The organism is Streptomyces sp. NPDC090025, from assembly GCF_044748125.1.
Classification (GTDB): Bacteria; Actinomycetota; Actinomycetes; order Streptomycetales; family Streptomycetaceae; genus Streptomyces.
Window position 1 is genome coordinate 191,249 of the sequence record NZ_JBIVFL010000001.1, and the last position, 12,635, is coordinate 203,883.

Genomic DNA, 12,635 nt, shown 5'->3' on the forward strand with positions numbered 1-12,635 from the left:
CAGAAGCACCTCGGCACACCCCCGCACACCCCGGCACACCCCCGCACACCCCGGCAGACCCGGAAGGGGCCGCCCGACGTCCGTCCACCGGACCTCGGGCGGCCCCTTCCGCCGTACTGACCTTCGTACCGCTCCCATGACCGGAAGGACCCTCATGGAACTGACCACCCGCGCCGTGCACGTCGCCAACCCGCCCTTCCCGGACGGCAGTCGGCCGCTCTCCGTGCCCCTCGTCCAGTCCTCCGCCTTCGCCTTCGAATCCGCCGACGCGCTCGCCGAGGCCATGGCGGGACCCGACGGGCGGTACGTCTACAGCCGCCGCGGCAACCCGACCGTACGGGCCCTTGAACAGACCCTCGCCGGACTTGAGGGCGGCGCGGGCGGAGCCATCGCCTTCGCGTCCGGGATGGGCGCGATCAGCGGCGTGCTGCTCGCGCTCCTGAAACCCGGCGACCGGGTCGTCGCCCAGCGCTGCCTGTACGGCGGGACCTACGCCGTCCTGTCCGACCTGGCCGCCCGCTACGGCATCGACGTCGTGTACGTCTCCGGGGACGACGTCGCCGAGTTCGAGGAGGCCGCCCAGCACCCGGCGACCCGGCTGCTCGTCCTGGAGACCGTCGCCAACCCCACCGGGCAGGTCCCCGACCTGCCGGGACTGCTCTCCGCCGCCCGCTGGCTCGGCGTCACCAGCGTCGTCGACAACTCCCTCGCCTCGCCCGTCCTGTGCCGCCCGCTGGAACTCGGCGCCGACATCGTCGTGCACTCCACCACCAAGTACCTCTCCGGGCACTCCGACGTCCTCGGTGGCGCCGCCGTCTTCGCCGACGACGAGCTGCGCCGCACCGTGTGGCCGCGCACGGTCGAACTCGGCGCCTGCGCCGACCCGTTCGCCGCCTGGCTGACCCTGCGCGGGATCCCCACGCTGCCGCTGCGGATGCGCGAGCACTGCGCCAACGCCGAGGCGCTGGCCGCGCGGCTCGCCGCCCGGGACGACGTCGAGGCCGTCCACTACCCATGGCTGCCCGGCCATCCCTCGTACAAGAACGCCCGCTCCGTCCTCTCCGGCGGCGGCGGGCTGCTGTCCTTCGAGCTCGCGGGCGGGCGCGCGGCCGGCCGGGCGTTCATCGAGCGGGTCGGGATCGCCCGGCTCGCGCTGTCGCTCGGCGGTGTGGAGTCCCTGGTCACCCACCCCGCCTCCACCTCGCACCGGGAGCTGGACGGGCCCGCGCTCGCCGCCGCGGGGATAGCGCCGGGACTGGTGCGGATGTCCGTCGGGATCGAGGCGGTCGACGACCTGTGGGCGGACCTCCGGCAGGCGCTCGAACAAGGCGCTCCCTAGCGGGGGTTGGTGCCCGAACAGACTTGTCTCTTCTCGCACTTCGCCATTCTTTTGGCTTGACAAAATAAATGGCTGATTCGTAAATTAGGTGATGCCAGGGAACGACCACTCCTAGGTCAAGGAGGGCGCGCGATGCGCTACTTCGAGGACTTCCGGCCCGGCGACGTCCACCAACTGGGCACCGTCACCGTCACGACGGAGGAGGTGCTGGAGTTCGGCAGGCGCTTCGACCCGCAGCCCTTCCACACGGACCCCGAGCGCGCCAAGAACTCGCAGTTCGGCGGGCTGATCGCCAGCGGCTTCCACACCCAGTCGATGTTCATGCGCCGCTACGTCGACGGACTGCTCGCCTACAGCGCCTGCATGGGCTCGCCCGGCATCGACGAGGTCCGCTACCTGCGGCCCGTCCGCCCCGGCGACGTGCTCACCGCGCGCGTCGAGATCCTGGGCGCCACCCCGTCCCCGTTCAACTCCACCAGCGGCACCGTCAAACCGCGCTGCACGCTGGTGGCCGCCGACGGGACGGCCGTGTTCAGCATGATCCTGCACAGCATCTTCCGGCGCCGTCCCGCCGGATCCGAAGCGGCCCGACCGTCGTCGATGCCCGCCGCAGAGGACCCGGCCGGGTGCTGCACCCGGCCGCGGCAGAGCGCCGCCGCAGCGGCCATGAGCGCCTGAGGGCCACCCGGCCCGCACCGCGCCCGAACACGGCCGTCCGTACTTCTGATCCGGGATCTCGGATCCGATATCCAACATCCAACAGCTCGGATCTCGGATCCAACGTCCGGGATCCAACCTCCCGGATCTCGGATCCCGGATCCCGGATCCAACGTCCTGGATCCAACCCCCCGGATCTTGGATCCAACCTCCCGGATCCAATGCCCCGGATCCAACCTCCCGGATCTCGGATCCCGGATCCAACCTCCCGGATCCAGAATCCCGCATCCCACCCACCAGCGAAGGGGGACCTCCTGTGGAGGCCGTATCCCGCACCGCCCAGTGGACCGCCGCCGCGCGTGCCCTGGAGACCGAGCGCGAGGACCGGCTGTTCGCCGATCCGTACGCGCGCACCGTCGCCGACCAGATCGGCTTCGAGCTGCTGGAGCGCTACGCGGGCGGCGGCACCGTGCCGTTCCTCGCCATCCGCACCACCTACCTGGACCGCGCGATCGTCGCGGCGGTCGAGGAGCGCGGCATCCGCCAGGTCGTGTTCCTCGCCGCGGGCATGGACACCCGGTTCTTCCGGCTGCCCTGGCCGGACGGCGTCACCGTGTACGAGCTGGACCGCCCGGCGCTCCTGGCGGCCAAGGCCGCCATGCTCGCCGACGAGCCGCAGCCGGCCGGCCGGACCAGGATCACCGTCCCCGTCGACCTCACCCAGGACTGGACCGGGCCGCTGAAGGAGGCGGGCTGGAAGAGCGACGAGCCCGTCCTGTGGGTGGTCGAGGGCCTGCTGTTCTTCCTGCCCGAGCAGGCGGTACGGACCCTGATCTCGACGCTCGCCGCGCACGCGGCGCCCGGCTCGGTGCTGCTCGGTGACGTCATCTCGCGGGCCGCCCTGGAGAACCCGCTGGCCCGCGGCTTCCTCAAGGCCCTTGAGGAGGACGGTAACCCGTGGCTGTTCGGCACCGAGGAGCCCGAGGCGCTGCTCGACGACTGCGGCTGGGCGGTGCGCGAGGTGCGCCAGCCCGGTGAGCCCGGCGCCGACTTCGACCGCTGGCCCTACCCCGTACCGGCGCGGTCCGTGCCGCGGATCCCCCGGTCCTTCCTCTTCACCTGCGACCTGCCCACCGGGCAGCGGGAGGCGGCCGCATGAGCGCCCACGACTTCCACCAGCGGGTCATCTCCGACGCGGGCGCGGCCGTGCGCGGACTGACCGTCGCCCTCGGCGAACGCCTCGGCCTCTACCGGGCGCTCGCCGAACACGGCCCGCTCACGGCCGCCACCCTCGCGGAGCGGACCGGCACGAACGAGCGGTACGTCGAGGAGTGGCTGCACGCCCAGCTGTCCGCCGGGTACGTGGAGCGGCACCCCAGCTCGCGCACGTACACGCTGCCCGCCGACCACGTCGAGGTGCTGGCCGATCCGACGGCCGTCACGTACGCGGCCGGGTTCTTCACCGCCCTGAAGGCGCTGTACGCCACCGAGGACCTGCTGGTCGAGGCGTACCGCACCGGCGACGGGGTCGGCTGGGCCGAGCACGACGCGGCGCTCGACACCGGGATGGGCTCGTTCTTCCAGCCGACGTACGAGCACAAGCTGGTCGCCGACTGGCTGCCCGCGCTGCACCAGGTCACCGACAAGCTGGCGGCCGGCGGCACCGTCGCCGACGTGGGCTGCGGGGTCGGGCACACCACGCTGCTCATCGCCCGCGCCTTCCCGAACGCGACCGTGCACGGCTTCGACTACTCGGAGGAGGCGATCTCGATCGCCCGCCAGCTCGCCGAGGAGGCCGGGCTCTCCGACCGGGTCGTCTTCGAGGTGGCGTCCGCCGACGACTACCCGGGCACCGGCTACGACCTGGTGTGCTTCTTCAACGCCCTGCACGACATGGGTGACCCGGTCGCCGCCGCGCAGCACGTCCACAAGTCCCTGGACGGCGACGGTACGTGGATGCTCGTCGAGTCCAACGTGTCGCCCGAGGACATCGACACCCAGACCCCGGCCGCCCGCATGTTCATGGCGCTGTCCGCCGTGATGTGCCTGCCGGTGGCGGTCGCCCAGCGCGGCCCGCACGCCCTCGGCAACCACTCGGGCGAGCGCGCCTTCCGCGCCATCGCCGAGGAGGCGGGCTTCACCCGCTGGCGCCGCGCGACCGAGACCCCGGTCAACGCGGTCTACGAAGTCCGTCCCTGAGCCGGTCCCCACCCGCACCGAGCCACAAAAGAAGGAGCTTCCTCATGGGCGCCACGGCCCCGCTGCCCGTCACCGACCGGTTCATGGAGGTCCTGGAGCGGCTCAGCGAGCGTTCCGTCGAGGACTACTACAACCCGTACCAGACCTTCCAGTGGCCCGAGACCCTGGAGGAGAACCGTTTCTGGATGACTCCCGAGCTGCTCACCGTCTACGGCACCGAGCACTACGACCGCCTCGGCGAGGAAACGCTTCAGCGCCTCTCCAAGTGGGAGTCCGTCAACTTCTACAGCCTCAACGTGCACGGCATCCGCGAGCTCCTCATCGAGGTCGTCGGGCGGATCCACATGCCCGGCTTCGAGGTCCCCTCGGACTTCTTCCACCACTTCATCGGTGAGGAGAACGAACACATGTGGTTCTTCTCCGAGTTCTGCCGCCGCTACGGCCACAAGATCTACGGCTCCACCGCCATGCGCGCCGACGCCGCCTGGGAGCCCGAGGTCGAGAACTTCCTGGTCTTCACCCGCATCCTGTTCTTCGAGGAGCTGGTCGACCACTACAACTCCCGGATGGCCAAGGACGATTCCCTCTGCCACACCATCCGCGAGGTCAACCGCATCCACCACCAGGACGAGTCCCGCCACATCGCCTTCGGGCGCGAGCTGGTCTCCCTCCTCTTCCAGCGGATGTGCCAGGCGGTGAGCGCCGACCGGGTCCGTGAGGTCGAGGCGTACCTCAAGCGCTACGTCGTCTACAGCGTCAACTCGCTCTACAACCCCCACGTGTACAAGGACGCCGGCATCCCCGACCCGCTCGCGCTGCGCAACGCGCTGATCGCCGACGGGTCCCGCCGCGCCCACGAGCGCAAGGCGATCCGCAAGCCGCTCGCCTTCTTCCTGAAGACCGGCATCTTCTCCGACGACACCCTGCCCGTCCTCTGAGAGCCCGGTCCCGAGCGCGAATCTCGAATCCACCCGAGAGGTGCACCGACCATGACCGCGACCATCCCCGAGAACGCCGGGGCGACCAGGGGCCTGCCGGTACTCGGCCCCGAGGGGACCCGCCTGCTGCGGCTCCTCGACGACACCTTCGAGGGCTGGGGGGTGGCCGCGGGCGCCCGCCCGATGACCATGCCCCCGCTGCTCCCGGCCGCCGACCTGGCCCGGCTCGACTACTACGACAACTTCCCGCACCAGGCCGTCGTCGCCGCCCCGCTCGACCTGGACCGACGGGCGTCCGCGCCCTTCGCCACCGACACCGGCTGCTTCCCGACCGCCGCCCTCGAACCGGCCGCGCTCGGACTGCCCTCGGCGTCCTGCTACGCCGTCTACCTCACCCACCAGGGCCACCGGGTCGCCGACGACACCCTCGTCACGATCTGCTCCTGGTGCTTCCGCAAGGAGACCCACTACGAGGGCATGCGGCGCCAACTCGGCTTCCGTATGCGGGAGATCGTGGCGATCGGCGCGCAGCGGCACGCCGAGGACCACCTGACCGCCTTCACCGACCGCATCCACGCCTTCGCCGCGGCGCTCGACCTGCCGCTGCGCAAGGAGGCCGCCTGCGACCCGTTCTTCGACAAGGGCGGCTCCAAGGCGCTGCTCCAGCGGCTCACGCCGGTGAAGCACGAGTTCCTGTACGAGGACCTGGCGATCGCCTCGGTCAACACCCACCGCAACTTCTTCGGCGACCGCTGCGCCATCACCCTGGAGTCGACCGGTGGCCCGGCCTTCACCAGCTGCGTGGCCTTCGGTCTGGAGCGCTGGCTGTCCGCGCTGACCCGCAGGCACGGCAGCTGGGCGGCCGCCACCGACGCGGTGCTCGACGCGAACGCCCGGATGCGGGCCGGAGCGAGCGCCACGGCCGGGCCGGTGATCTGACGTGCCGGCCCGTCCCGTGGCCCCGCCGGCGGGCGGCCTGGGCTGGGCGAATCTCGGCATGGACATCGTGTCCGTCAACCGTGTCCGCAGGCTTCTCGCCGAGTACGGGGAGAAGTTCTTCGAGCGGATGCTCACCCCCGGCGAACTCGCCGACTGCCGTACCGCCAGCGGGCTCGACGTGCTGAGCCTGTGCGGCCGGATCGCGGCGAAGGAAGCGGCGTTCAAGACGTTACGGGTCAGGGGCAGGTTCCTGCCCTGGCCGGACATCGTCGTACGGCGTTCCGAGGGCGGCTGGCCGCTCGTGGAGCTGCGCGGCGCCGCGGCCGAGATGGCCGGCGAGTCCGGCATCTCCGAGATCACCGTGTCCATCAGCCATGACGTGGACTACGCGGTCGCGGTCGCCGCGCCGATCATCGCCCCGACCCTGCCCGCCCCCACTCCGCCCGCCGCCCCGGCCCTGCCCGCCCCTGTTCCGCCCGCTCCCACCCCTCCCAGCCCGTCAGTCCCCACCCCTTCCGCCATCAGCAGCAGCTAACAAGGAGAGCAACCATGTCCGACGGCCTGCAGACCGTGAAGAGCTGGATCCTCGACCGTCACCCGGAGCGCGAGGACATCGCGCCCGACCTCGACCTGATCGAGAACCGGCTGATCGACTCGCTGTCCTTCGTCGAGTTCGTCTTCCTGCTGGAGCAGGAGAGCGGCACCACCATCCAGATGGAGACCCTGGAGGTCGACTCCATCCGTACCCTCGGCGCCATCGAGCAGCACTTCTTCACCGGTGCCGGTGCCGCCGCCACCGCCAAGACCCCGGCGGAGGCCCAGGCATGAGCCGCCGCCTCTTCACCTCGGAGTCCGTCACCGAGGGGCATCCCGACAAGATCGCCGACCGGATCAGCGACACGATCCTGGACGCCCTGCTCGCGCAGGACCCGCACGCCCGGGTGGCCGTCGAGACCCTGATCACCACCGGTCAGGTGCACATCGCGGGCGAGGTCACCACCACCGCGTACGTGCCGATCGCGCAGCTGGTCCGCGAGGCGATCCTGGACATCGGCTACGACTCCTCGGCGAAGGGCTTCGACGGCGAGTCCTGTGGGGTGTCGGTGTCGATCGGCGCGCAGTCGCCGGACATCGCGCAGGGTGTGGACAGCGCGTACGAGTCCCGGGTCGAGGGCACCGAGGACGCGCTCGACGCGCAGGGCGCGGGCGACCAGGGCCTGATGTTCGGCTACGCCTGCGACGACACCGCCGAGCTGATGCCGCTGCCGATCGCGCTCGCGCACCGGCTGTCCCGGCGCCTGACCGAGGTCCGCAAGAACGGCACCGTGCCGTATCTGCGCCCGGACGGGAAGACCCAGGTCACCATCGAGTACGACGGCGACCGCCCGGTCCGCCTCGACACGGTCGTGGTGTCCTCGCAGCACGCCGCCGACATCTCCGTCGAGGGCCTGCTCACGCCCGACGTGCGCGAGTACGTCGTCGAGCACGTCCTCAAGGAGCTCGTCGAGGAGGGCGTGACCCTGGAGTCCGACGGCTACCGGCTGCTCGTGAACCCGACCGGGCGGTTCGAGATCGGCGGCCCGATGGGCGACGCGGGCCTCACCGGCCGCAAGATCATCATCGACACGTACGGCGGGATGGCCCGGCACGGCGGCGGCGCGTTCTCCGGCAAGGACCCCTCGAAGGTCGACCGCTCGGCCGCGTACGCCATGCGCTGGGTCGCGAAGAACGTCGTCGCGGCCGGGCTCGCCCGCCGCTGCGAGGTCCAGGTCGCCTACGCCATCGGCAAGGCCGAGCCCGTCGGTCTGTTCGTCGAGACCTTCGGCACCGGCGTGCTGCCGGACGAGCGCATCCAGGAGGTCGTCGGCCAGGTCTTCGACCTGCGCCCGGCCGCGATCATCCGCGACCTGGACCTGAAGCGCCCCATCTACGCGGCCACCGCCGCGTACGGGCACTTCGGCCGGGAACTGCCGGAGTTCACCTGGGAGCGCACCGACCGCGTGGACGCGTTGAAGACCGCCGCGGGGGTGTAGGGCGTGCGTATCGCTGTCACCGGATCCATCGCGACCGACCATCTGATGACCTTCCCCGGCTGGTTCAGCGAACAGCTGATCGCCGACCGGCTCGACAAGGTCTCCCTGTCGTTCCTCGCCGACAACCTGGAGGTGCGGCGCGGGGGAGTGGCAGCGAACATCGCCTTCGGGCTCGGCGTGCTCGGCCTGCGCCCCGTCCTGGTGGGCGCGGTCGGTGCCGACTTCGAGCCGTACCGGATCTGGCTGAAGGACCACGGTGTGGACACCGACTCGGTGCGCGTCAGCGAGTCGCTCCACACCGCCCGGTTCGTCTGCACCACCGACCGGGCCCAGAACCAGATCGCCACCTTCTATGCCGGGGCCATGGCCGAGGCCCGGGAGATCGACCTGCGGTCGGTGCTCGCCAGGGCCGGGCGGATCGACCTCGTGCTGATCTCCCCCGACGACCCCGAGGCGATGCTCCGGCACGCCCGTACCTGCCGCGCGCTCGGCGTCCCCTTCGCCGCCGACCCCTCGCAGCAGCTCGCCCGCCTCGACGGCGGAGAGGTCCGCGAACTCGTCGACGGTGCACGGTACTTGTTCACCAACGAGTACGAGACGGCGCTGCTCCTGGAGAAGACCGGCTGGTCCGAGGCCGACGTACTGCGCCGGGTCGGCGGCTGGGTCACCACCCACGGCGCCGCCGGGGTACGGATCAGGGGCGAGGACCGCGAGCCGCTCGCCGTGCCCGCGGTGGCCGTCGCGGGCGTGGTCGACCCGACGGGCGTCGGCGACGCCTTCCGGGCCGGCTTCCTCGCGGGCACCGCCTGGGGCGTGTCCGAGCGGTGCGCGGCCCAGCTGGGCTGCGCGGTCGCCGCGACCGTCCTCGACTACGTCGGCACCCAGGAGTACCGGCTGCACCGCGAGGCGGTTCTCGACCGGATCAGGACCACCTACGGCATGGGCTGCGCGGCGGCCCTGCTGACCCATCTGAGGGGGCTGACATGACCGGGACCGGGACCGGAACAGGGGCCGGGGCGGGCGGCGGCGCGCACCTGGGCGGCGCGCACGGCAACGGGACGCGCGGGAACGGGCGGCGTTCGCTGCGCGACGAGTTCGCCACCCGGGTGGTGGTGGCCGACGGGGCGATGGGCACCATGCTCCAGGCCGCCGACCCCACCATGGAGGACTTCGAGCAGCTGGAGGGCTGCAACGAGATCCTGAACGTGACCCGCCCGGACATCGTGCGCTCGGTCCACGACGCCTACTTCGCGGTCGGCGTGGACTGTGTCGAGACCAACACCTTCGGCGCCAACCTGGCCGCGCTCGCCGAGTACGGCGTCGAGGACCGGGTCCACGAACTGTCCGAGGCCGGTGCCCGGATCGCCCGCGCGTCCGCCGACGCCCACACCGCCCGCGACGGCAGGACCCGCTGGGTGCTCGGCTCGATGGGCCCGGGCACCAAGCTGCCGACCCTCGGCCACATCACGTACGAGCCGCTGCGTGACGCCTACCAGCAGAACGCCGACGGCCTGCTGCGCGGCGGCGCGGACGCCCTGCTCGTCGAGACGACGCAGGACCTGCTCCAGACGAAGGCGGCCGTCATCGGCGCCCGCCGTGCCCTGGACCAGCTCGGCCTCGACCTGCCGCTGATCGTGCAGGTCACCGTCGAGACGACCGGCACCATGCTGCTCGGCTCGGAGATCGGCGCGGCGCTCACGGCCCTGGAGCCGCTGGGCATCGACATGATCGGCCTGAACTGCGCGACGGGCCCCGCGGAGATGGCCGAGCATCTGCGCCACCTGTCCCGGCACGCCCGTATCCCGGTCTCCGTCATGCCCAACGCGGGCCTGCCGGTGCTCACTTCGGACGGCGCGCACTATCCCCTCTCGCCGGAGGAGCTGGCGGACGCCCAGGAGGCGTTCGTACGGGACTACGGACCGGCTCTGGTCGGCGGCTGCTGCGGTACGACCCCGGAGCACCTGCGGCAGATCGTCGACCGGGTGCGCGGCGCGGCCGTCCTGCCGAGGACCCCGGTGGCCGAGCCGGGGGCCGCGTCGCTCTACAGCCATGTGCCGTTCCGGCAGGACACCTCGTACCTGGCGATCGGGGAGCGGACGAACGCGAACGGGTCGAAGAAGTTCCGCGACGCGATGCTGGAGGCCCGCTGGGACGACTGTGTGGAGATGGTCCGCGACCAGATCCGTGAGGGCGCCCACATGCTCGACCTGTGTGTCGACTACGTCGGCCGTGACGGGGTCGCGGACATGGCGGAGCTCGCGGGCCGGTTCGCGACGGCGTCGACGCTGCCGATCGTGCTCGACTCCACCGAGGTGGCGGTGCTGCGGGCCGGCCTGGAGAAGCTCGGCGGCCGGGCGGTGATCAACTCGGTGAACTACGAGGACGGCGACGGCCCGCGCTCGCGGTTCGCGCAGGTCGCGGGTCTGGCGCGGGAGCACGGAGCCGCGCTGATGGCGCTGACGATCGACGAGGAGGGCCAGGCCCGTACGGTCGAGACCAAGGTCGCGATCGCGGAGCGGCTGATCGACGACCTGACCGGGAACTGGGGGATCCGCGAGTCGGACATCCTCATCGACACGCTGACGTTCACGATCTGCACGGGTCAGGAGGAGTCCCGGAAGGACGGGATCGCGACGATCGAGGCGATCCGCGAGCTGAAGCGGCGCCGTCCGGACGTGCAGACGACCCTCGGTCTTTCGAACATCTCGTTCGGTCTGAACCCGGCGGCCCGGATCGTCCTCAACTCCGTCTTCCTGGACGAGTGCGTGAAGGCGGGCCTGGACTCGGCGATCGTGCACGCGTCGAAGATCCTGCCGATCGCCCGCCTGGAAGAGGAACAGGTCCGGGTCGCCCTCGATCTGATCTACGACCGGCGGGCGGAGGGCTACGACCCGCTGCAACGGCTCCTCGAACTCTTCGAGGGCGCGACGGCGAAGTCGCTGAAGGCGGGCAAGGCCGAGGAGCTGCTCGCGCTGCCGCTGGAGGAGCGGCTGAAGCGGCGGATCATCGACGGTGAGAAGAACGGTCTGGAGGCGGATCTGGAGTCGGCGCTCGCGGAGCGGCCGGCCCTGGACATCGTCAACGAGGTCCTGCTCGACGGGATGAAGACGGTCGGCGAGCTGTTCGGCTCGGGCCAGATGCAGCTGCCGTTCGTGCTCCAGTCGGCCGAGGTGATGAAGACCGCGGTGGCCCATCTCGAACCGCACATGGAGAAGTCCGACGCCGAGGGCAAGGGCACCATCGTGCTCGCCACCGTGCGCGGTGACGTCCACGACATCGGCAAGAACCTGGTCGACATCATCCTGTCCAACAACGGCTACAACGTGGTCAACATCGGGATCAAGCAGCCGGTGTCGGCGATCCTGGAGGCCGCCGAGGAACACACGGCGGACGTGATCGGGATGTCCGGGCTGCTGGTGAAGTCCACGGTGATCATGAAGGAGAACCTGGAGGAGCTGAACGGCCGAGGTCTCGCCGCCCGCTTCCCGGTCATCCTCGGCGGCGCGGCGCTGACCAGGGCGTATGTCGAGCAGGACCTTCACGAGATCTACCAGGGCGAGGTCCGCTACGCCCGGGACGCCTTCGAGGGCCTGCGCCTGATGGACGCGCTGATGGCGGTGAAGCGCGGGGTGCCGGGGGCGGTGCTCCCTGAGCTGAAGCAGCGCCGGGTCGCGAAGCGGGACACCCCGGTGCTCGACGTCCGCGAGCCGGAACCGGCCGGACGCTCGGACGTGGCCACGGACAATCCGGTGCCGGAGCCGCCGTTCCTCGGCACGAAGGTCGTCAAGGGCATCCAACTGGCCGAGTACGCGGGCTGGTTGGACGAGAGCGCGCTGTTCAAGGGCCAGTGGGGTCTGAAGGACCGGGGCATGATCGAGTCGGAGGGCCGGCCGCGGCTGCGGGGCTGGCTGGACCGGCTGCAGACGGACCGGCTCCTTGAGGCGGCGGTGGTCCACGGCTACTTCCCGTGCGTGTCCAAGGGCGACGACCTGATCGTCCTCGACGAGGACGGGAGCGAACGGACCCGGTTCAGCTTCCCGCGCCAGCAGCGGGGCCGCCGCCTCTGCCTCGCGGACTACTTCCGCGCGGAGGACTCCGGCGAGGTCGACGTCCTGGCGCTGCAGATCGTCACGGTCGGCTCGCGGATCGGTGAGGCGACGGCGGAGCTGTTCGCCGCCGACGCGTATCGCGACTACCTCGAACTGCACGGACTGTCCGTGCAGTTGGCGGAGGCCCTGGCCGAGTACTGGCACGCGCGGGTGCGGGAGGAGTGGGGATTCGGCGGGGGTGACCCGGCGGGCATCGAAGGGATGCTGCGGACCGAGTACCAGGGCTGCCGCTACTCGCTGGGCTATCCGTCCTGCCCGGACCTGGAGGACCGGGCGAAGATCGCCGAACTCCTTCGGCCCGAGCGGATCGGCGTCCAGCTGTCCGAGGAGTACCAGCTGCACCCGGAGCAGTCGACGGACGCGTTCGTGGTGCACCACCCGGAGGCGACGTACTTCAACGCGGGAGGGCGGCGCCTGTGAA

General features: G+C 71.0%; 11 protein-coding genes. All 11 read left to right on the top strand.

The annotated features are described in order from the left end of the window. Positions 1-154: 154 nt before the first annotated feature. The 11 genes from ACIPXM_RS00930 to metH all read left to right on the top strand — a co-directional run bounded on the left by ACIPXM_RS00930 (position 155) and on the right by metH (position 12,634). Complete coding sequence (locus tag ACIPXM_RS00930) at positions 155-1,339, top strand: trans-sulfuration enzyme family protein (protein WP_401650293.1); 1,185 nt, start codon at positions 155-157, stop codon at positions 1,337-1,339. A 132-nt stretch (positions 1,340-1,471) separates the two neighbouring features. After that, positions 1,472-2,017, top strand: coding sequence for a MaoC family dehydratase (locus ACIPXM_RS00935; RefSeq protein ID WP_401650296.1), 546 nt, complete (start codon positions 1,472-1,474; stop codon positions 2,015-2,017). Between the two features lie 295 nt (positions 2,018-2,312). Next, positions 2,313-3,155, top strand: a complete 843-nt coding sequence (locus ACIPXM_RS00940) for a class I SAM-dependent methyltransferase (protein WP_401650299.1) — start codon at positions 2,313-2,315, stop codon at positions 3,153-3,155. Continuing rightward, positions 3,152-4,195 carry a methyltransferase domain-containing protein gene (locus ACIPXM_RS00945; RefSeq protein ID WP_401650302.1) on the top strand — a complete coding sequence of 348 codons (1,044 nt, stop codon included), beginning with the start codon at positions 3,152-3,154 and terminating at the stop codon, positions 4,193-4,195. Before ACIPXM_RS00940 ends, ACIPXM_RS00945 begins: the two co-directional genes overlap by 4 nt. A 44-nt stretch (positions 4,196-4,239) precedes the next feature. Beyond that, positions 4,240-5,133, top strand: a complete 894-nt coding sequence (locus ACIPXM_RS00950) for a diiron oxygenase (protein WP_401650306.1) — start codon at positions 4,240-4,242, stop codon at positions 5,131-5,133. Positions 5,134-5,184: 51 nt separating this feature from the next. After that, positions 5,185-6,072: a hypothetical protein gene (locus tag ACIPXM_RS00955; RefSeq protein ID WP_401650308.1), complete on the top strand. Its 888-nt coding sequence runs from the start codon at positions 5,185-5,187 to the stop codon at positions 6,070-6,072. A 58-nt stretch (positions 6,073-6,130) separates the two neighbouring features. Beyond that, on the top strand, positions 6,131-6,607 hold the full coding sequence (gene acpS, locus ACIPXM_RS00960; protein WP_401650311.1) for a holo-ACP synthase: 477 nt from the start codon (positions 6,131-6,133) through the stop codon (positions 6,605-6,607). Between the two features lie 14 nt (positions 6,608-6,621). Beyond that, positions 6,622-6,900: a phosphopantetheine-binding protein gene (locus ACIPXM_RS00965; protein ID WP_401650314.1), complete on the top strand. Its 279-nt coding sequence runs from the start codon at positions 6,622-6,624 to the stop codon at positions 6,898-6,900. Continuing rightward, the gene (metK, locus tag ACIPXM_RS00970; RefSeq protein ID WP_401650317.1) at positions 6,897-8,105 is read left to right on the top strand and encodes a methionine adenosyltransferase; all 1,209 of its coding nucleotides are present in this window, start codon (positions 6,897-6,899) and stop codon (positions 8,103-8,105) included. Before ACIPXM_RS00965 ends, metK begins: the two co-directional genes overlap by 4 nt. 3 nt (positions 8,106-8,108) lie before the next feature. Continuing rightward, entirely contained in the window at positions 8,109-9,092 is a 984-nt protein-coding gene (locus tag ACIPXM_RS00975; protein WP_401650320.1) for a carbohydrate kinase family protein, read from the top strand. Further along, positions 9,089-12,634: a methionine synthase gene (metH, locus tag ACIPXM_RS00980; protein WP_401650323.1), complete on the top strand. Its 3,546-nt coding sequence runs from the start codon at positions 9,089-9,091 to the stop codon at positions 12,632-12,634. The genes ACIPXM_RS00975 and metH overlap by 4 nt, the downstream gene beginning before the upstream one ends. The last annotated feature ends 1 nt before the right edge of the window (position 12,635 follow it).